We start from the raw sequence: 794 nt of genomic DNA, 5'->3' as shown, positions 1-794 counted from the left end.
GATTATAACGCGATATCGATTTTAGTGCGCGTCGATAAACACAATCTTCAGGATAAACAGCAGCGCAACGATGATTACGCACGGGCTTAGATCACGCAGCCGTCCGGTACCGATTTTCATCACGCAGTAGGAGATAAAGCCCAGCGCAATACCTTCGGTAATCGAGAAGCTGAACGGCATCATCACGGCGGTAATAAACGCCGGAACAGATTCAGTAAGATCCTGCCAGTTCACGCGTGCCAGACTGGAAGTCATCAGCACGCCAACGTAAATCAGCGCACCAGCTGCAGCGTAGCCTGGCACCATCCCCGCCAGCGGCGACAGAAAGATAACCAGCAGGAACAGCAGACCAACAACCACTGCCGTCAGACCGGTACGACCGCCAACGGAAACGCCAGAAGAAGATTCAATATACGCCGTAACAGAAGAAGTCCCGATAAACGAACCGGTCACGGAAGAGATGCTGTCGACATACAGCGCCTGCTTCATGCGCGGGAATTTACCTTTATCATCAGCCAGACCTGCTTTATCGGTCACGCCAATCAGCGTACCGGAGGAGTCAAACAAGTTGACCAGCATGAAAGAGAAAATCACCCCTGCCAGCCCGAGGTTAAACGACCCGGCTAAATCTACATGACCCACGACAGTCATTACGCTCGGCGGCGCAGAAACGATGCCGTTGTAGTGCACATCCCCCAGCATCCAGCCCAGCAGCGTTGTCACCACGATGGAAACCAGCACCGCCGCGTGAATATTGCGCGAGGCCAGAATGGCGATGATGAAGAAGCCGAGGA

The 794-nt window shown here is 53.7% G+C and carries 1 pseudogene; it reads right to left on the bottom strand.

Going from position 1 to position 794, the window contains the following annotated elements:
* Positions 1-21 precede the first annotated feature (21 nt).
* A pseudogene (gene adeP, locus AC5O77_RS21740) lies at positions 22-794 on the bottom strand (adenine permease AdeP); the annotation flags it as partial.

The organism is Stenotrophomonas sp. INTA L402-1, assembly GCF_059295135.1.
Note: the sequence above shows the minus strand (reverse complement) of the source record. Positions and strands in the feature narration are given on the sequence as shown.